Genomic DNA, 18,254 nt, shown 5'->3' with positions numbered 1-18,254 from the left:
CTGGTTAATTGTTACATTTGGGCCATCAATTAGAAAACAATGAAGAAATTTATCTTACTATGTCAGTTGGTGGCCCTTTCATTTTATGGGGTTGCCCAGAATAAAATGCTGACCATGCAGGATGCAATGAGTAATGCCCGTACCACTCTTGCACCTGAAAATTTATCACAGCTGCAGTTCATCTACGGAACAGAGAACTATGTATATGCTAAACGTCAGGCCAATGGCCCGGTATGGATGTCGGGAAACTTTAAAGCAAAAGAAGAGCAAGCGCTTCTTTCACTCGGACAGCTCAATCAAAAGCTTCGCGCAGTTCAGCAGGATACGCTAACCGCGATGCCAGTGATTCAATTTAATCAAGGGGCGGATTGGATTATGTATGTTAAAGGTGCTAAACTGGCCTTTAATCCTGCTAATAACACTTTTAAAACATTGTTAAGCGCAGAACTTGCTGGTAAAACAAATGTCGAAGAAAGTAAGGCCGGCTATGTGGCTTACCTGGATAAATTCAATCTTTTTGTTGCTAATGGAACTACTGCTGAGCAAGTAACAACAGACGGAACTGCAGATATCGTGTATGCTTCTTCTGTTCATAGGGAAGAATTTGGAATTTCAAAAGGGATTTTCTGGAGTAACAGTGGTAAACTGCTGGCTTTCTACAGAATGGACCAGAGTATGGTTACAGATTATCCAATCTCAGACTGGACAACCCGTCCGGCAAAAAATGTCAATATTAAATACCCGATGGCAGGCGACAAAAGTCACCATGTAACGGTAGGTATATATAATCCAGCTACAAAAGCATTGGTATACCTAAAAACTGGCGAACCGGTAGAACAATACCTGACCAATATCGCCTGGAGCCCTGATGATAAATCAGTATTTATCGCAGTGTTGAACCCTGAGCAAAACCACATGAAACTTAATCAATATGATGCAGTAACAGGTGATTTCATTAAAACCATCTTCGAAGAGAAAGATGAAAAATATGTAGAGCCATTAGTGCCTATGTTATTCCTTAAAACAGATCCTTCTAAATTTATTTGGCAAAGTAACCGTGATGGGTGGAATCATTTGTATTTATATGATCTAAAAGGAAAAGTTCTGAAGCAATTGACAAAAGGCAATTGGGAAGTGACAGAGGTGAAAGGCTTTAACCCTAAAGGCGATCAGCTGTTTTATGTATCTACTGCAGAATCTCCAATTACAAGAAATCTATATTTATTGGATTTAAAATCGGCAAAATCTAAGCGGATTACACAAGGTTTAGCAGTCCATAACACGCAAATCAGCAGCACAGGAAATACAGTGATTGATAATTACAGTAGTCCTGAGGTGCCGAAAGTGATTCAACTGGTAGAAGTAGCTACTGCAAAAACTAAGGTATTGTTGAAAGCAGCGAACCCGCTTGCTCAGTATGCCACTGAAAACTCATCGATCTTTACGATTAAAAGTGATACAGGTGATGACCTATATTGCAGCCTATACAAACCGTTAAACTTTGACAGTACAAAAAAATATCCGGTGATTGTTTACTGGTATGGAGGTCCGCACGCGCAATTGATTACCAATAGCTGGAACGCTGGTGCTGGTGATTACTGGTTCAGATATATGGCACAGCAAGGTTTTGTAGTGTTGACTATGGATACTCGTGGCAGTGACAACAGAGGAAAAGCTTTTGAGCAGTCGATGTTCAGACATGCTGGTGCCGTTCAGTTGGAAGATATGAAGAAAGCTGTAGGTTATCTGAAGTCATTATCTTATGTTGATTCTAATAATATGGGCTTATTTGGCTGGAGCTTTGGCGGTTTTAGTACTGTAAATGTGATGCTAAAAGAACCAGGTTTATTCAAAGCTGCGGTTGCTGGTGGTCCGGTTATTAACTGGAATTTCTACGAAATCATGTACACCGAACGTTATATGGATACACCTAAAGAGAATCCTGAAGGTTATGCGGAAACCAATCTATCTGACCACGTAGGCAGCCTGAAGGGTAAATTGTTATTGATTCACGGTGTACAGGATCCTGTAGTTGTACAACAGCATACCGTTGATTTTATTAAACATGCGGTGGATAAAAATATTCAGCTGGATTATATGATCTATCCTGGTCATGAGCACAATGTGATTGGCAAGGACCGTGTTCACCTTTATCAGAAAGTAACAGATTACTTTATGCAGCATCTTAAAAAATAAGCAGTTAGTAAATTAATACTGTTAAAAAAGCGGGTTGTACTTTTCGGTCTCAAAATCTTTTGAAAGAAAGATTTTACAGGCCCTCAAAGCACAACCCGCTTTTTTTAATTAAGGTTTCTGGAGGACTGGAATGCAGGCTGCGTGTTGTTCAAATGTTGCCTTTTAAGGTTAAAAAGGCTACTTAATCAATAAGCTTTGCGTTTCTTGTAACGCTTTGAGTGGCCGCTTAATTAAAAATGAGGGATTGCTAAGAGCTGACCTGTAAATCTTTTGTCCTTCAGCAAAAGATTTGAGTCCGCGAGTAGTAACCCGAATTTTTCTCTTTATGAATTAAAAAGCTATTTTTGCATTTCAACAGATACTTTTTCGTAATAATGAGCATTTCCACAAAATACGACCCAGCAGCGACCGAAGATAAATGGTACAGCTACTGGATGTCAAAGAACTTTTTCCATTCTGAACCGGATGAACGCGAGCCATATACAATAGTAATTCCACCACCAAACGTCACGGGCGTATTGCACATGGGACACATGTTGAACAATACGATTCAGGATGTATTGATTCGTAAGGCGAGGATGCAGGGTAAGAATGCGTGTTGGGTACCTGGTACTGACCATGCTTCTATTGCGACAGAGGCGAAAGTCGTGGCGATGTTAAAAGAGCGTGGTATTGACAAGAAAGACCTGACAAGGGAAGAATTCCTGAAATATGCCTGGGAGTGGAAGGAAAAATACGGAGGTATTATTCTGGAGCAATTGAAGAAACTAGGTGCCAGCTGCGATTGGGAGCGTACCCGTTTTACCATGGAAGACGACATGTCTGCTGCGGTAATCGATTGTTTTATCCATTTATACAAAAAGGGAAGAATTTACCGTGGGGTAAGGATGGTGAACTGGGATCCGGCAGGAAAGACTTCTGTTTCTGATGAGGAAGTGATCCGTAAAGAGGTAAATCAAAAATTATATTATATCAGGTATACAGTTGCGGGAAGTAATGATCAGGAGTTCCTGACCATTGCGACTACACGTCCGGAAACCATCATGGCGGATGCAGCAATCTGTGTGAATCCAAATGATGAGCGTTATGCGCACCTGAAAGGGAAGAAAGTATTTGTTCCTTTAATCAATCGTGAGATTCCTGTAATTGAGGATGATTATGTAACGATGGACTTTGGAACAGGTTGTTTAAAAGTTACTCCGGCGCATGATCTGAACGATTATGAGTTAGGATTGAGACATAAATTACCGGTAATTGACATCTTAAATGAAGATGGTACGCTAAATGAGCTGGCACAGATTCTTGTTGGCGAAGATCGTTTCATCGCCAGAAAAAAGATTGCCAAATTATTGGATGAGGCTGGACACCTGGACAAGGTCGAAGACTACAAGTCACAAGTAGGTTTCTCTGAGCGTACAGATGCGGCTATTGAGCCTAAACTTTCTATGCAGTGGTTCTGTAAAATGGACGAAATGGCGAAGCCAGCATTGGAAGATGTATTGAATGGGGATGTGAAGCTGATTCCAGAAAAATTCCAGAATACTTACCGCCATTGGATGGAAAACATCCGTGACTGGAATATCAGTCGCCAGTTGTGGTGGGGACAACAAATCCCGGCCTGGTACGACAACCAGGGTAACTGGGTAGTTGCAAAAACTAAAGAAGAAGCTTTAACAGAGCTTTTAAAGCTAAAAGATATTGATGGTGCGTTTACGGAAGAAGAAGCAAATGGTTTCAAAAACCAGCTGGCTCCATTTGTAAACCAAGATCCTGATGTAATGGATACCTGGTTCTCTGCCTGGTTATGGCCTATTTCTGTGTTTGATGGCTTTAAAAACCCAGACAATAAAGAGATTAGTTATTATTATCCGACCAACGATTTGGTGACTGCTCCTGAGATTTTATTCTTCTGGGTCGCAAGAATGATCATGGCCGGACATGAATTCCGTGGTCAGAAGCCATTCACTAATGTTTATTTAACAGGTATTGTTAGAGATAAACAAGGACGTAAAATGTCTAAATCATTAGGGAATTCTCCTGATCCAATCGGCCTGATTGAAAAATATGGTGCTGATGGAGTTCGTGTAGGAATGCTGCTATGCTCTCCTGCAGGAAATGATTTGATGTTTGATGAGAGCTATTGCGAGCAAGGAAGGAATTTTGCCAATAAGATCTGGAATGCGTTCCGTTTGGTAAAGGGATGGGAAGTAGATTATACGCTGCCAAATCCAAACCAACAGGCGATTTCATGGTTTGAAAACCGTTTCAATGAAGCTTTAGTAGAAATTGAAGATAACTTTAAACAGTACCGTTTATCAGAAGCATTAATGACTTCTTATAAACTAGTATGGGATGATTTCTGTGCATGGTACCTGGAAATGGTGAAACCTGCTTATCAGCATCCAATTGATGCAGAAACGTTAAAGTTCACCATCGGTTTCTTTGAGAAGATTCTGACACTTTTACATCCATATATGCCTTTCCTTACGGAAGAGCTGTGGCATGATGAGTTGTTCAGTGCAAGAGGAGAGATGGATTGCTGTATTGTAGCTTCATATCCTGTTGTAGGTTCAATTGATGCGCCATTATTGAAGGATGTAGAGATCGTAAAAGGATTGATTGCAGAGATCAGAAATGTACGTAACACGAAGCAGATTTCTCCAAAAGATGCTTTGCCTTTAAGTATTAAGGTGAACTCTGGATTGGATTATGAAAAGTGGTTCAACGTGATTTCTAAGGTTGTAAATGTTGATGAAATAACTTTTGTAACCGATAAAATCGCTGGTGCTGTGAGTTTCATGGTTGGAAAAGATGAATTCTTTATTCAACTGAATGAAACGATTGATGTAGAAGCAGAAAAAGAACGTTTAAATGCTGAATTGACTTATCTTCAAGGCTTCATGAAGTCAGTAGATGCGAAGTTGAGCAACGAACGTTTTGTTCAAAATGCAAAACCTGAGATCATTCAGAATGAACGCAATAAAAAAGCAGATGCAGAATCTAAAATCAATACTATTTTAGGACAAATTGAATCTTTAGGGTAATCATTAATGCTGCCTTTGATATAAATGAAAAAGACAACCCTCATCAGGTTGTCTTTTTCATTTATATCATGTTGATGTTTTTGCCATTTTTTGTTCTTGATTTTTATTCTTCTGAGTTTTCTTGTTCCTGTTCTACCATTTCTTTGATTTTGATCAACCGGTCGTAGAAACATTCGTATGGCCTAACATTACCATAGATTTTTAACACATTGAGATGGGTGTCTACACAGTGAGGGACGTCAGTCAATATAGTTCCTGGATAGAGTTCCAGGGTTTGCGGTAAATTAATACCAGAAAAATAGTCTTCTAAGTCGGAAACAGTCATGACGCAAAGGTAATACTAATATCATTTACTCCCTGTTTTTTTCAGGATTAGCTTGTTTTTTGAATGATCAGTATGTTTTCTTCCTATAGCTGTTGATATTCGGGTAATTCCTCAATAAACCGGAAGCTTTCTGCCAGATGATCGATCACTGCATAGCAATGTTTTAAGCCATTGGTCACGACCAGCCATTTGGCTTTATGAACAGAATTGTATCGGGAGGCCTGGTCAAAAACTGCCTGGGTAATGTGTATTGCAGGAGCTTTACATTCAATCACCATAATTCGCTCACCGGAAGTGTTAAAAATAACAATGTCACTTCTTTTCCTGAGTTGGTTGAGGTTTAGCCCCCCTTCGATCTGGATCAGTGTTCTGGGGAATTTTTTGATTAAGATAAGATACTGAATGAAATGCTGCCTCACCCATTCTTCTGGAGTCAGAACCAGGTGTTTCTTACGTACTTCGTCGAAAATAAAGTGCTTGTTATCCTTCATTGTAATTTTAAAAGGATACTGTGGAAGGTTCAGCGCTGTAGGGTTAAATGCCATTTGTGCAAAAATAACCTTTAATAATTAGTTTTTAGCCGTTACATTTGGATAAATATATGAGTGTTGCCAATATAATCAAAGACATTAAAGCCAGAAAGTTTAAGCCTGTTTACCTGCTACACGGTGAAGAGCCTTATTATATCGACCAGATTATCCATTATATGGAAGAAAATGTGTTGACCGATATGGAAAAAGGATTCAACCAGACCGTTTTATATGGGAAGGATACAGACATGGCTACCATCATGAATGCGGCGAAACGCTACCCAATGATGTCAGACTATCAATTGATAGTTGTGAAGGAAGCGCAGGACCTTAAATGGGCCAAGGAAGCGGAGGGAAGCAGCAAGGAAGCAGAGTTTGTACAAAGCTATTTTGAGAAACCGCTTCCAAGTACTATTCTGGTGCTGGGATACAAATACGCCAATTTTGATAAACGAAAGAAAATCTATAAGTCCATTGACAAAAATGGGGTGATTTTTCAATCGGATCTAGTGCGCGATTATAAATTGGCGGCTTGGATCGAGGATTTTGTGAAAGAGAAAGGCTATAAGATTGCTCCTCAGGCTTCCGCACTGATGGCAGAGTATTTAGGTGCTGATCTTTCAAAGATTGCCAATGAAGTGGAAAAACTGCTGCTCAATATTGGAAAAGAAGTGACGATAGATACCGACCTGATTCAACGAAATATAGGGATCAGTAAAGAATATAATGTATTTGAGCTGCAAAAGGCATTGGCCATAAGGAATGTACTGAAGTGCAACCAGATCATTAATTATTTTGCCGACAATCCTAAAGCGAATCCAATGGTGATGGTGATGGCCAACCTGAATGCCTATTTTTCAAAAATTCTCAAGTATCATTACCTGCCAAATAAAGCAGAAGCAGCAAAAGAACTGGGGGTAAATCCTTACTTTATCAAGGATTACGAAACGGCATCACGCAGTTATAACCTGAATAAAACCTTCGATATCATCAGCCTGCTGAGAGAATACGATCTTAAAAGTAAAGGCGTAGATAGTACTGGGAACATTACGGATGGGGAATTATTGAAAGAATTACTGTTTAAAATGCTGCATTAGTGGCGACGCAAATGCTTTAATCAGCCTATTAAACAGAGATTAAGAATTTTATAGATATGAAAAAAGGAGGCCAGAGCCTCCTTTTTTATAATTATCTTTTTTAGTTGCTTAGTGAGAAGAAACTGCTTTTAATCCGATAATAGAACAAATCAGCGTGGTGATGAACACAATTCGCCAGAAAGTAGCTGGTTCATGGAACACAAAAATCCCAACTAATACTGTTCCTACGGCTCCAATACCTGTCCACACCGCATATGCTGTTCCAATAGGAAGCGTCTGAGTTGCTTTAAGCAATAAGCCCATACTGATGGTTAAGCAGACTAAGAAACCTGCACCCCACATCAGGGTCGCGTTTCCAGTAGTTTCTTTCATTTTTCCTAAGCAGGAAGCGAAGGCGATTTCAAAAAGACCGCCAAGAATTAAAAATATCCAGTTCATTTTATTGTTGTTTATTGCCGGCTACTGTAATTTCAGGCTTCGGTAAATGTGAAGGCAAATTTCCGCATTTGAGCATAAAAACCGACTAAACAAATGATAAGAAATCAAGGAGATTCAATAACTACCTGATTTCCGCTCTGATTCTACTCAAAGAAACTGGCGTAATGCCTAAATAGGAGGCGATATAATTCAGCTGTACACGCTGTAAAAGTTCCGGATAATGGTCCATCAGGTTTTTATAACGTTCGCTGGCATTGAGCAGTAACCTGGAAATCAGACGCTCTTCAACCAGAATGATCTCTTTTTCTATGAGTTTTCTTCCCCAGTTGGCAATGGCAATATCGGTGGTATATAGTGTTTCCAACTGGTGGTGGTCTATGCGGTAGAGCGTGGTATCTTCTAATAATGCAATACTTTCATAGCCAGGCGTTTGATTGATGTAACTATTGTAAGAAAAAACAGAGCTTCCTTCCTTGCCGAACCAAAACGTGACATCGGATTCTTCAGTACGATAATACGCTCTGGCCATGCCCGATTTTATAAAATATACTGTACGGTCCACTTCATGCTGACGGAACAATAAATGCCCTTTAGGATATTTTATTTCCACAAAAAGGCGGGCTAACTTCTCTAATGAGGGCTCGGTAATGGGCGTAATATTGGTGATGATCTGCTTGATGGTTTCCATTTGTGGTGGATGTAGTTTACCGAAAAGTGTTTTTATAATCGTTTGTACAAATATAGAATTTGAAATGGTCGTGCTTTTGTTTTTTTTTGTGCTTATTGTAAATGATTATCGCTAAATTGGTGATTAGAAGGTTGTTTTGTAGCTTAAAAGTAATTAAAGCAATCTTTAGAGATTTAATTCCTACAAAATAACAGATGAAATAATGGGGGAGGATATTATTTTTTCCGAGAAACAAAGGTTCAGGCAGTGGTGGCTTTGGTTGATCTTTCTGATTATAAATGGGCTCTTTTTAACGGGAGCTTTCAGACAGCTCATTATCATGAAACAGTTTGGAGATCATCCGATGAGTAATACCGCATTAGTAATCTCAGTTACGGTTTCCTTATTGATCACTATTTTCTTCTTTATCCTTCGCTTAGAGACTCAAATTAGTGATAAGGGAATTCATGTTCGGTTTTATCCTTTTCATTTGTCATTCAGGTTTTATCCTTGGGAAAGCATCAATAAAGCTTATCTCAGAAAGTATAGTCCAATTATGGAATATGGCGGCTGGGGAATCAGATACGGACTGATGGGAAATGGGCGTGCATTGAATGTTTCCGGAAACAAAGGTTTACAGTTGGAATTTAACAATGATCAGAAGCTCTTGATTGGTACGCATAAACCGGAGGAGTTAAGGCAGGTATTAAATCAGGTTTGTAAGGAAAAAGTATACAAAGATTAGCTACTGCTGGCCTCGAAAGATTTAAGCAGTAGCTTCTGCGTTATTTTAAGCTATCCAGCTGATTTTCCAACTGAATCTGCATGCTGTCCATCTGGTTATTCAGCTGATGTTCCAGGGTTTTTAAGTCTCCGGTTACAGATTGCATGCTGTCTTGTACTGACTTTAAATCGATCACCACTTTTGATACGGTATCGTTTACCATAATAATCATTTTATTATCATCAGGGTACACCCACCATTCCGCAATCATCATCGGCATTTTCTGCGAGGGCTCACCAACCAGTTCAGTTACTTTGGCGGTGTTCATCCCTGATTTTACAGATTCAAAGGGCTTTTTTTTAGTACAGGCAACAAGACCTAATACTGCAAAGGAGATTAAGAGCATTTTTTTCATGCTATAAATATATTGAAATTCAGCAACTACGAAAGTTTTTTACCTAAACATATTCTTTCTTAATCTCGAGTTTGAATAGAGCACGTATTTGTTTAGATGACGAGATAATTTTTTATTTCTGTTGATGCTTGGCCTATTTATTAGGCTGCGGCATTGGACAGTTCAACAGCTGGTTGTTATTTACACAGCATTTAAACCGTTCTTCCTTATTTATGTATTTCTTAATCCGTTCTGATTTGTTAGTTTTGGAGGGAAATATTAGAAATAGACAAAAGGCTTGTTCGAAAGATGAACTTAAACTGCCTTAAATCGCATTTAAACACAGATAAAATGAATCATTGGCTAGTAAAGAGTGAACCGTTTAAATACAGTTGGGATCAGTTTAATAAAGATGGACGCACCTTCTGGGATGGCGTAAGAAATTACCAGGCGCGCAACAACCTGAAAGCGATGAAAGAGGGTGATTTAGTCCTGTTTTACCACAGTAACGAAGGTAAAAATGTAGTCGGAATTGCCAAAGTGGTAAAAGAATTTTATCAGGACCCTACTACGGATGATGTTAAATGGGTGGTAGTAGATTTAGCGCCAGTGGAGGCCTTAAAAACACCAGTATCTTTAGAGCAAATCAAAGCAGAAGAAAGCTTACAAGACATATCATTAGTTAGACAAGGACGTTTATCAGTGATGCCATTGAAAGCGGAAGAGTTTGATAAGATCCTGGAAATGGGTTCTGTTTAATGAACTTTATCTTCTACAGGATGGATGACTTTCTTTGCGGCTAGTAAGCCGATACTCATAATGAGGCTGGATCCAAGTACCACAAGGAACAGAAAAGCCGTGCCTACCTCTGGTATTTTTAATGCTGGAGGCAGGTTAAAGTACAGTAGGATACTGATTAACCCTCTTGGTGCAATAAAGCTTTCCGAGCCACTGTTTTCTCTTCTGAAAATCTTCAGATAAGCGAAGCGAATGATAAAAATGGTCGCTAAAATAATCAATCCATTGGCAATTACCGGTGCGTCATCCAAGGCGTAGATATTCATTGTAAAGCCAAAAATCACAAAGAAAAATGTACGGATGATGAAGGCGCTTTCAGCAGAAAGCTGGTAAAGCTGCGTTAAGTCATTTGATAAGTTCTTATAAATAAAAATGCTTCTGAAATAGGCATGTTTAATGGTATCTGCGTTGTTTAAGAACAAACCGAAAGCCAGAATGAGTACTAGTGAAGATAAATGATAAGACTGTCCGATGGCATATACGAGGATCAGAATAGAAATGATCAGAAAGAACTTGATGTGGTGCGAAATTCTTCCCATTAAGTACAGCAAAGTAATGCAGGAAATCGCTGATAAGACAATAATCAACAGTGTATTCAATCCCAATCCTGCAAAAGAAGACAGCGAAATGTGTGGGTTCGTAATGGCAAAATTGAAAAGAATAATGCTTAAAATATCTGAAAACGAAGATTCATAAATGATGAATTCCTTGCTTTTCTTACTTAATGCAGCTGCGGAGGGAATGGCAATAGCCGAACTGATCACACTGAAGGGGATCGCATTTGTGAAACAAACATACAGTTCTTTTCCGGTGATCTGATAGATGATAAAGGTGATCACGGATACAGTGGCCAGCAAAACAAAAAAAGCGGAAAAAAATGCCCCTTTGATCAGCTTATTTTTTTCCTTTTCATATTTAAGTTCAAGGGAACCTTCAAAAACTATCAAAATCAAACCTACCGTGCCTAAAGTAGGCAGGATGGTCAGGAAATCGAAGGTGTGTAAATGGAGCTTATCTACCAGGACACGTAAACCAATGCCCAATAATAGCAGCAGTAAAACGGAGGGAAGTTTGGTCTTACTGGCAACAAGGTCAAATAAATAGGAAAATATGACAAGTCCGCTTAAAATAATTAATGTGGTGTATGTCGTCATATTTTCCCTTTAGTTCCTATCTAGTTTATTGATATCTTATTTTATTCTTCGAAAAACAAAGCTCTAAGCTCTTTAGCGTCGTTTGCTTTCATTTTACCGCTCAAGATTAAACGAAGCTGTCTTCTTCTTAATGCACCGGCAAATAATTCAATTTCATCTTCTGTTTCTGGTAATATTTCAGGAACAGGGATCGTCCTGCCACTCTGATCGATGGCCACAAACGTATAATATGCTTCATTTGATTTGACACGTGCTCCGGAAGGAATATTTTCTGCCCAGACATCCAATCTCACCTCTACTGAGGTATGGAACGCACGTGTTACTTTTGCTTCAATGGTAATTACATCACCCAGTTTGATGGGTTGTTTAAAAGATACATTGTCTACTGAGGCAGTAACCACGATCCTATTGCAGTGTTTTTGCGCAGAAATAGCCGCGGCGATGTCCATCCAGTGGAGCAATCTGCCTCCCATTAAATTGTTTAATGTATTGGTATCATTCGGCAGTACCAACTCATTCATAATGGTAAATGACTCTTTCGGGCTTTTTATCTTTGTACTCATAATCTCTGCAAAAGTAAGTAAAAATGAACATACATGAACTAATTTCAGGAGCAGCCTATTTTTTTAAACAAATATATTGAGTTGATGTTATCTTAAAATATGGAGAATCAAACCCTTTTGCAGTACTTCCACTGGTATTACAATGAAGCCGAGAAGTTATGGATTAAAGCAGGAAAGGAAGCAGAAAAACTCGCGCAAATGGGGATTACCGGCGTCTGGCTTCCACCGGCTTATAAAGCCAATTCAGGCGCATCTTCAGTGGGATACGATCCTTACGACCTTTACGATCTTGGCGAATTCGATCAAAAGAATACGGTAGCTACGAAATATGGTACAAAGGAGGATTATAAAAATGCGATTCAGTTACTTCAAAAAAATGGCGTAAATGTAATTGCTGACGTCGTTTTTAACCATAAAGCAGGCGGGGATGAGCTGCAAAAAATGATGGTCAGGACTGTGAATCCAGAAGATAGAGAAGAATTTACCTCTGAACCTTTCGAGATTGAAGCCTGGACAAAGTTTACTTTTAAAGGCAGAGATGGCCAGTATTCTCAGTTTATATGGGATAAAGATTGCTTCAGCGGTATAGATTGGGCAGAAGATTTAAAAGAAATGGGAATTTATTCCATCCAGAATATTTATGGTGAAGGTTGGGAAGATGTCCCTTCTAAAGAATTGGGCAATTACGATTACCTGATGTACAATGACATCGAGTTCCGGAATCCAGCGGTACGGGAAGAGCTGAAACGATGGGGCGAATGGTATGTAAACACTTGTGGCATGAGGGGCTTTCGTTTGGATGCAGTAAAGCATATCGCCACAGATTTCCTGATCGACTGGCTGGACCACATGAATGAAACTTTTGAGACTTCCTTTTTTATTGTCGCAGAAAATTGGAATATCGACAATGTAGCAGAACTGGAGCAATATCTGGAAATCACAAAAGGGCGTATGCATTTGTTTGATTCTTTACTTCATCATCAACTTTTCCTGGCTGGAGAAGAAAAAGAACAATATGATCTGTCTAAAATATTTGCGGGGGCTTTAGTGGAGTCGCAACCTTTGTATGCCGTTACTTTCGTGGATAACCATGATTCTCAACCGTTACAAGCTTTGGAATCCTATATAGATTTTTGGTTTCGCCCTTTGGCCTATGCCCTGATTTTATTAAGGGAAGGAGGGGTTCCATGCGTTTTCTATGCCGATTTATACGGTGCAAAGTATGAGGACAAGGATAAAGAAGAGGATCTGGTAGAGGTAAATCTGGTTCCTTTAGCAGAGTTGCCAGAAATGCTGAGGATCAGAAAAGACCATTCTTATGGGGTACAGCGTGATTATTTGGATTTTCCGAATTGTATTGGCTGGACCAGGGCCGGTGTCGCCGAAAAGCAAAATTCAGGTATTGCAGTCATCATGAGCAATGGTGCAGAAGGATTCAAAGAAATGGAAATGGGGCCGGAAAATATCGGAAAGACAATGATTGATGCCCTAGGTAATAGAAAAGAATCCATCACTATTGATCAGAATGGATGGGCAGAGTTTTTCTGTAATGCGGAAAGCGTTTCGGTATGGACTATCGTTTAGTCGTGTTTACATTGACAAAGCCAATCAGTTCTTCCCAGCGGGATCCTGGTTTGCGGTAATACACATACACCTGATAAGTGTTTTCCGTTTCAAAGAAAGAGCCTTCAAAAACGGTCAGGTCAGTTTTGCCTGTTTGTTTATCCAGCCAAACGTATTTATAGTCATACAGTCCTTGTTTCAAAGGAATGCTGGTATGGAAACGCTTAGTGGAAGCATCGTAAAGGAGCTTACTGGCTTCATTTAAGGTGTAATTGTTAAATCGGCCAACTACATAAGCATCGCCAGGCGTACTAGGAACTGGGGAGTTTAAGCTGAAATAAACACGGGCATAATCACTTTCGATATTGGCGTCACGGCCATCCTGGTTTCTGATGAAAAAACTGCCATTTTCATCAAATTGATTGGTAAACTTAGCTACATTCCCGTTTTGATCAGTAAAAAGAATCACTTTGTTGGTGGTATCTCTAATGATTTCCTTCACATTTTCCGCTTTATAACGGAAACTCCGCATATCAAATTTTCTAAACTCATTTCCTCCTGGAAAATCATTATAGTTTACATCATTATATACCAGGGATCCTGGTCTGACAAATGTGGGTGTCTTGTTCCAGGAAGCAGTTTGTGGGATGCCATTTTGCATTACCACTGCTTTTAAATCTAAAGATGGATTCTGAATAGGGTTCTTGTGGGAAATCGTGAAGTCGACCTTCTGATGTGTCCTACGCAAGTCTACCTGCGGACTCGCTGTAATATTTATACCAATAGCGACCTGGTTATCTACCACATAAAACCTTTGAGAAACTACAGGTTTCTGAGGATTACCATCTTCATATACTTTCAATAAGTAATTGCCGGAAATCTTTGGTTTAATCTGGTAATTAGGTAAGGTGAGGGCATAATTGGTGTATTGCTGCAGCGTTCCAAAAGAATACTTATATTCCGTAATGCGGTCTTCCGACATGCCATCCAGGTAATCTAGCGGAGAAAGTCGGGAAGGTTTCCAATCGGAAGTACAATGTTCCACGGTATAAGAGTAGATTTTACTGCCACCGTTTAGGTTGTCGAAAGAAAAGTATAAAAGCTCATTGGAGTTTAAAGCAATCACAGGAAGCGACTGTTCTTTTTGTGTGTTATAACATTGTATTGTCCGGATTTCCGGTAAATATACTTTGTTATCGTATACAAATTGCTGGTTTTGAGCCAGAGCAATTTGCATACTAAATAACAGCACGAAAAAAAATCCGCTTAGTTTTATCATTATCCTTCTAATTCCATAATATCGGAAGCCAGTTCTTCCCATTTATTCTGGGCATTGTCTAGCTGATGTTTGGCTTCAGTATAACTCTTATTGGCTTCAGCTAGTTTTCCTATATTCGAATATACAGCTTCATCAGCGATTTGTGCTTCAATTGCTTTCACACTTTTCTCAAATTCAGCGATTTCTGCTTCAATCTTTTTCAATTGCTCATTCAGCTTTTTTAGTTGCTGCTGTGCACTTGGAGCCGATTTTTCTACCACTGCAGCTGCTTTAGGTTTCACCTCTTTATCAGGTCTAACCGGAATGCTGGTTGCTGGAGAAGGGATTCTTTTTGAATTCCATTCTTCGTATTCTGCGTACGTACCTGGATATTCTTTAATGTCCTGATCTTCGATAAACCAGATTTTGTTGGCTACATTATCTAAGAAATACCTATCGTGAGATACGGCAATAAAAGTACCTTCATATTGTGTTAACGCTTGAATCAGGATATTCACTGATTGAATGTCCAGGTGATTCGTAGGCTCATCCAGAATCAGGAAGTTAGAGTCGGTGGTTAAAGATTTAGCCAATGCTACCCTTGATTTCTCTCCTCCAGATAATACACGGATTTTCTTGAAAACATCATCACCAGTGAAAAGGAAACAACCTAAAATTCCACGCAATTCTGTATCAGTATGCTTAGGTGCGAAAGCCTGCAATTCTTCAAGAATCGTATTGTCCAGGTGTAAAGATTCCAGCTGGTGCTGTGCAAAGAAAGTAGTGGTTACATTATGACCAACTTCACATTTACCATCAAATCCTTCTGCACCTGCAATGATACGTAGTAGTGTCGATTTACCTTTACCGTTGGCACCGATTAAAGCGATTTTATCACCTTTTTCAATCAAACCATCTGCATTATTTAAGATATCGATATTTGGATAGCTTTTGTAAGCTTCTTCTACGCGAATCACGTGTCGTCCAGAAGGTTTAGAGAACTTGAACTGAAAGTTTACTGTTGGGTTGTCGTCATCAACATCCTCTACACGTTCCATTTTATCCAGGGCTTTCATCCTTGATTGTGCCATTTTCGCTTTAGAAGCTTTGGCACGGAAACGCTCGATCAAACGCTCTTCCTGCTTGATTTTTGCCTGTTGATTTTTAAATTCTCCCTTTTGGATCTCTCCACGCAGTGATTTTTCTTCCAGATAGAAGGTATAGTTACCAGCATAAGGAGTCAGTTTTCCTTTGCGGGATTCTACGATACGGTTCACTACTTTATCTAAGAAATACCTATCGTGAGAAACAATCACAATAGCACCCTCAAAACTCAATAAGTAAGTTTCCAGCCACTTGATGGAAGGTAAATCCATGTGGTTGGTAGGCTCATCCAGCAAAAGAATGTCTGGAGTCTGCAAAAGAATTTTTGCCAGCATCACCCTCATTCTCCATCCTCCGGAGAAGGTGTTTAATGGCCTGTGCTGATCTTCAGTGCTGAAACCAAGACCTGCAAGGATTTCATTTGCTCTATATTCTATGCTATACCCATCTAAAGCTTCAAACTCCTGTTGCTTATCGCTCAGTTTGTTCAATACTTCTTCAGAGTAATCTGTTTCTATCTTTTTTAAGAGTTCTTCAATTTCATCATGCAGCTGATTTTGGCGCTCAAAGGCCTCCATTGCTACGTGTAAAATACTATGATGTGAATCGTAAGAAAGTAAATCCTGGTTCAGGTAGCCTATTTTCAGGTCTTTCGACATGGAAATGCTGCCTGAAGAAGGGCCATATTCGCCCACTATTATTTTTAGAAGGGTAGATTTACCGGTTCCATTGGCTCCGATTAATCCAATTCTTTCTCCTGGTTTAATGTGCCAGTTTGCCTCGTCGTATAAAGCTCTGGAGCCTATCAGGAATGTTAAGTCGTTTATTGAAATCATTTGCCTGCAAAAATACGATTTTGTTTGCTCTACACTTGCATTAAATTTGACGGATTTATAATTTATTTTTAGGAGATAGCAGGGGCTAAATACGTGTTCTGAGGGGATTTACGCATTTTTCGAAGTGCCGGTAGAAAATAGACGGTTTTGCGGACAACGAATTTTATAGCTATTGTTACTGCATTGTTAACATTACTATGTATTTTTGCGTTTTTGGGAGGGAAGATGTTGTACCTCAGGGTACCATCATCTCAAATCCTTTGTCTTATCTCAAAACGTTTCTATATTCGTTACATGTACCGTCTAATAAAGCCTTTATTCTTCCAGTTTGATCCTGAAAAAGTACACCATTTTGTGGTGAAACAATTAAAATGGTTCAATGATCATTTCCCAATGGGAAAAACAATTTTACGCAGCAGCTTTGATGTGAATATCAAAGGACTGGAACGCGAAGTATTCGGTATTAAGTTTAGGAATCCCGTTGGATTAGCTGCGGGTTTTGATAAAAACGGAGAATATGTAGAAGCTTTGAGTAACCTGGGTTTCGGTTTCATAGAAGTGGGTACAGTAACGCCTTTACCACAGCCAGGAAACGATGCACCGCGTATGTTTCGTTTACAGGAAGATTCAGCGATCATCAATCGCATGGGCTTCAATAATAAAGGCGTGGATACCCTCGCAGAGCGATTGAGATTATTAAAGCTAAAAGATAAGAGCATTGTGATCGGCGGGAACATCGGTAAAAATAAAAACACTCCCAATGAAGATGCAGTAAGCGATTACATCAAATGTTTCGACCGTTTATTTGACGTAGTCGACTATTTCGTGGTGAATGTAAGTTCTCCAAATACGCCAGGTTTAAGAGAGTTGCAGGAGAAAGCACCGCTGATGAACCTATTGAATACTTTACAGCAAAGAAATCTAACGCATCAAACCAGCCGGCCAATCTTACTGAAAATTGCTCCAGACCTAACCAATGAGCAATTGGATGATATTGTAGAAATCGTTTTAGGAACTGGCATTGCCGGTGTCATCGCTACCAATACCACCATTGATAAGAGCGGATTGAATAGTCCTGCTGAATTAACACAAGAAGCTGGTGGTTTGAGTGGAAAGCCTTTGACTGCACGTTCAACAGAGGTGATTAGATACATCTCTAAGAAATCAAATAAAGCATTCCCTATCATAGGCGTAGGGGGGATTCACTCCGCTCAGGATGCTAAAGATAAATTAGAGGCTGGCGCATCACTTGTACAGCTTTATACCGGCTTTATTTATGAGGGCCCTGGTATCGTGAAAAAGATTTGCAAGGAACTTGTTTAAACAGAGGTTCCGGTCTTAAATGTAAGATTGTAGCTTAGCTCCTATCTTAAATATAAAAAATAGAAACAGTAATGATTGATTTCATTGCTGTTTTTTTATACCTATTATTTAAGGAAATATAGCAGAAGCATTACAATAGGGCAGCGAAAGAAAATCAGCGAGTCTGTGAGAAGGCCTAGGAAGGTTTGCCCTCTTCCGGGCAAATTTTCCAGCCTTAGAATAGATTTGCTGATTTTATGG

Annotated in this window: 16 protein-coding genes; 7 read left to right on the top strand and 9 right to left on the bottom strand. The window is 39.4% G+C overall.

Features of this window, described 5'->3' with window-relative positions; all coding sequences use genetic code 11:
• Positions 1–39: 39 nt before the first annotated feature.
• Both K7X70_RS21590 and K7X70_RS21585 read left to right on the top strand, forming a co-directional pair.
• Complete coding sequence (locus K7X70_RS21590; RefSeq protein WP_222538992.1) at positions 40–2,196, top strand: S9 family peptidase; 2,157 nt, start codon at positions 40–42, stop codon at positions 2,194–2,196.
• 374 nt (positions 2,197–2,570) lie between these two features.
• A complete protein-coding gene (locus tag K7X70_RS21585; protein WP_222538991.1) occupies positions 2,571–5,240 on the top strand; it encodes a valine--tRNA ligase in 2,670 nt (889 codons plus the stop codon).
• Positions 5,241–5,343: 103 nt separating this feature from the next.
• Here the strand turns inward: K7X70_RS21585 and K7X70_RS21580 are convergent, their stop codons facing one another.
• The gene (locus tag K7X70_RS21580; protein ID WP_222538990.1) at positions 5,344–5,565 is read right to left on the bottom strand and encodes a DUF6965 family protein; all 222 of its coding nucleotides are present in this window, start codon (positions 5,563–5,565) and stop codon (positions 5,344–5,346) included.
• 83 nt (positions 5,566–5,648) lie between these two features.
• Complete coding sequence (locus K7X70_RS21575) at positions 5,649–6,110, bottom strand: type I restriction enzyme HsdR N-terminal domain-containing protein (protein ID WP_222538989.1); 462 nt, start codon at positions 6,108–6,110, stop codon at positions 5,649–5,651.
• A 56-nt stretch (positions 6,111–6,166) separates the two neighbouring features.
• Here K7X70_RS21575 and holA point away from each other — a divergent pair, with 56 nt between their 5' ends.
• Positions 6,167–7,192, top strand: a complete 1,026-nt coding sequence (holA, locus tag K7X70_RS21570) for a DNA polymerase III subunit delta (protein ID WP_222538988.1) — start codon at positions 6,167–6,169, stop codon at positions 7,190–7,192.
• Positions 7,193–7,300: 108 nt separating this feature from the next.
• On the opposite strand, the gene K7X70_RS21565 is transcribed toward holA, so the two are convergent.
• Together K7X70_RS21565 and K7X70_RS21560 are read right to left on the bottom strand one after the other, a co-directional pair.
• Positions 7,301–7,630, bottom strand: coding sequence for a DMT family transporter (locus K7X70_RS21565; RefSeq protein ID WP_062550068.1), 330 nt, complete (start codon positions 7,628–7,630; stop codon positions 7,301–7,303).
• 121 nt (positions 7,631–7,751) lie between these two features.
• Positions 7,752–8,318 (bottom strand): Crp/Fnr family transcriptional regulator, encoded by a 567-nt coding sequence (locus tag K7X70_RS21560; RefSeq protein WP_222538987.1) that lies wholly within the window; start codon positions 8,316–8,318, stop codon positions 7,752–7,754.
• Positions 8,319–8,637: 319 nt separating this feature from the next.
• Between K7X70_RS21560 and K7X70_RS21555 the strand changes: the two genes are divergently transcribed.
• Positions 8,638–9,042, top strand: a complete 405-nt coding sequence (locus K7X70_RS21555) for a hypothetical protein (RefSeq protein WP_222538986.1) — start codon at positions 8,638–8,640, stop codon at positions 9,040–9,042.
• 40 nt (positions 9,043–9,082) lie between these two features.
• On the opposite strand, the gene K7X70_RS21550 is transcribed toward K7X70_RS21555, so the two are convergent.
• Positions 9,083–9,436, bottom strand: a complete 354-nt coding sequence (locus tag K7X70_RS21550; protein ID WP_222538985.1) for a hypothetical protein — start codon at positions 9,434–9,436, stop codon at positions 9,083–9,085.
• Between the two features lie 330 nt (positions 9,437–9,766).
• On the opposite strand from K7X70_RS21550, the gene K7X70_RS21545 reads away from it, so the two are divergent.
• Entirely contained in the window at positions 9,767–10,174 is a 408-nt protein-coding gene (locus tag K7X70_RS21545) for an EVE domain-containing protein (RefSeq protein ID WP_222538984.1), read from the top strand.
• Here the strand turns inward: K7X70_RS21545 and K7X70_RS21540 are convergent.
• The gene (locus tag K7X70_RS21540; protein ID WP_222538983.1) at positions 10,171–11,367 is read right to left on the bottom strand and encodes a cation:proton antiporter domain-containing protein; all 1,197 of its coding nucleotides are present in this window, start codon (positions 11,365–11,367) and stop codon (positions 10,171–10,173) included. The two genes, K7X70_RS21545 and K7X70_RS21540, sit on opposite strands and share 4 nt — an antisense overlap.
• A gap of 41 nt (positions 11,368–11,408) precedes the next feature.
• Positions 11,409–11,930, bottom strand: coding sequence for an acyl-CoA thioesterase (locus tag K7X70_RS21535; RefSeq protein ID WP_222538982.1), 522 nt, complete (start codon positions 11,928–11,930; stop codon positions 11,409–11,411).
• A gap of 99 nt (positions 11,931–12,029) precedes the next feature.
• Here K7X70_RS21535 and K7X70_RS21530 point away from each other — a divergent pair, with 99 nt between their 5' ends.
• On the top strand, positions 12,030–13,514 hold the full coding sequence (locus K7X70_RS21530; protein ID WP_222538981.1) for an alpha-amylase: 1,485 nt from the start codon (positions 12,030–12,032) through the stop codon (positions 13,512–13,514).
• Here the strand turns inward: K7X70_RS21530 and K7X70_RS21525 are convergent.
• Positions 13,504–14,730: a type IX secretion system plug protein gene (locus tag K7X70_RS21525; protein WP_255607518.1), complete on the bottom strand. Its 1,227-nt coding sequence runs from the start codon at positions 14,728–14,730 to the stop codon at positions 13,504–13,506. The two genes, K7X70_RS21530 and K7X70_RS21525, sit on opposite strands and share 11 nt — an antisense overlap.
• A 41-nt stretch (positions 14,731–14,771) precedes the next feature.
• Complete coding sequence (locus K7X70_RS21520) at positions 14,772–16,691, bottom strand: ABC-F family ATP-binding cassette domain-containing protein (RefSeq protein ID WP_222538979.1); 1,920 nt, start codon at positions 16,689–16,691, stop codon at positions 14,772–14,774.
• A 294-nt stretch (positions 16,692–16,985) separates the two neighbouring features.
• Here K7X70_RS21520 and K7X70_RS21515 point away from each other — a divergent pair, with 294 nt between their 5' ends.
• A complete protein-coding gene (locus K7X70_RS21515) occupies positions 16,986–18,014 on the top strand; it encodes a quinone-dependent dihydroorotate dehydrogenase (protein WP_222538978.1) in 1,029 nt (342 codons plus the stop codon).
• Positions 18,015–18,254: the final 240 nt, after the last annotated feature.

This window comes from Pedobacter polysacchareus, from assembly GCF_019802255.1.
GTDB classification, from domain to species: domain Bacteria; phylum Bacteroidota; class Bacteroidia; order Sphingobacteriales; family Sphingobacteriaceae; genus Pedobacter; species Pedobacter polysacchareus.
This window is presented reverse-complemented; position numbering and strand designations above follow the sequence as displayed.

Excerpts from the sequence above, each read along its gene's own strand:
- K7X70_RS21530 (WP_222538981.1), top strand. The coding sequence starts at position 12,030 with ATGGAGAATCAAACCCTTTTGCAGTACTTCCACTGGTATTACAATGAA.
- K7X70_RS21550 (WP_222538985.1), bottom strand. The coding sequence starts at position 9,436 with ATGAAAAAAATGCTCTTAATCTCCTTTGCAGTATTAGGTCTTGTTGCC.
- K7X70_RS21580 (WP_222538990.1), bottom strand. The coding sequence starts at position 5,565 with ATGACTGTTTCCGACTTAGAAGACTATTTTTCTGGTATTAATTTACCG.
- holA (WP_222538988.1), top strand. The coding sequence starts at position 6,167 with ATGAGTGTTGCCAATATAATCAAAGACATTAAAGCCAGAAAGTTTAAG.
- K7X70_RS21555 (WP_222538986.1), top strand. The coding sequence starts at position 8,638 with ATGAAACAGTTTGGAGATCATCCGATGAGTAATACCGCATTAGTAATC.
- K7X70_RS21525 (WP_255607518.1), bottom strand. The coding sequence starts at position 14,730 with ATGCAAATTGCTCTGGCTCAAAACCAGCAATTTGTATACGATAACAAA.
- K7X70_RS21565 (WP_062550068.1), bottom strand. The coding sequence starts at position 7,630 with ATGAACTGGATATTTTTAATTCTTGGCGGTCTTTTTGAAATCGCCTTC.
- K7X70_RS21535 (WP_222538982.1), bottom strand. The coding sequence starts at position 11,930 with ATGAGTACAAAGATAAAAAGCCCGAAAGAGTCATTTACCATTATGAAT.
- K7X70_RS21520 (WP_222538979.1), bottom strand. The coding sequence starts at position 16,691 with ATGATTTCAATAAACGACTTAACATTCCTGATAGGCTCCAGAGCTTTA.
- K7X70_RS21515 (WP_222538978.1), top strand. The coding sequence starts at position 16,986 with ATGTACCGTCTAATAAAGCCTTTATTCTTCCAGTTTGATCCTGAAAAA.
- K7X70_RS21545 (WP_222538984.1), top strand. The coding sequence starts at position 9,767 with ATGAATCATTGGCTAGTAAAGAGTGAACCGTTTAAATACAGTTGGGAT.
- K7X70_RS21585 (WP_222538991.1), top strand. The coding sequence starts at position 2,571 with ATGAGCATTTCCACAAAATACGACCCAGCAGCGACCGAAGATAAATGG.
- K7X70_RS21540 (WP_222538983.1), bottom strand. The coding sequence starts at position 11,367 with ATGACGACATACACCACATTAATTATTTTAAGCGGACTTGTCATATTT.
- K7X70_RS21590 (WP_222538992.1), top strand. The coding sequence starts at position 40 with ATGAAGAAATTTATCTTACTATGTCAGTTGGTGGCCCTTTCATTTTAT.
- K7X70_RS21560 (WP_222538987.1), bottom strand. The coding sequence starts at position 8,318 with ATGGAAACCATCAAGCAGATCATCACCAATATTACGCCCATTACCGAG.
- K7X70_RS21575 (WP_222538989.1), bottom strand. The coding sequence starts at position 6,110 with ATGGCATTTAACCCTACAGCGCTGAACCTTCCACAGTATCCTTTTAAA.